We start from the raw sequence: 453 nt of genomic DNA, 5'->3' as shown, positions 1-453 counted from the left end.
CCCTCCCTGCTGCCGCAGAAAGGGAAAGGGTGGACGACTTTTACGCCGCCCGCAGCAGCTCCATGCCGCCGCTTCCGTGGACTAGTTTCTCACCGCCGTTCTCACTGGAGGCGGCCGGATTGGGGGGCGCCACCGGCCCGGGTCGGCTGATTTATCCTTTTGTAATTGCGTCTTTTTGTAGCGTTCGACAGGAGGATATGGTATCCATCGCCATGTCCGGAACGACCACGCCACTGCCCAATGATCCTGCCGCCTTGAAGGCGATCATTGCTGCGTTGCAGGCAGAAAATCAGAAGATGTCGGCCAGCTTGCGCGCGCATGATCTGCTGGTTCAGGCGCTGCGCGTTCGGATTGCCAAATTGCAAAAGCAGAAGTTCGGAGCCAGTTCGGAAAAGATCGAACGCGAGATCGAGCAACTGGAGCTGGCGCTGGAAGACCTGCAGCTGGCCCTGG

The 453-nt window shown here is 59.4% G+C and carries 1 protein-coding gene; it reads left to right on the top strand.

Annotated elements, in window-relative coordinates; translation table 11 throughout:
- Positions 1–29 precede the first annotated feature (29 nt).
- The coding region (locus ACTJI6_RS24260; protein WP_440804358.1) for a transposase domain-containing protein at positions 30–453 on the top strand (424 nt) is incomplete at its 3' end.

The organism is Paracoccus sp. 22332 (assembly GCF_052045125.1).
GTDB classification, from domain to species: domain Bacteria; phylum Pseudomonadota; class Alphaproteobacteria; order Rhodobacterales; family Rhodobacteraceae; genus Paracoccus; species Paracoccus haematequi_A.
Note: the sequence above shows the minus strand (reverse complement) of the source record. Positions and strands in the feature narration are given on the sequence as shown.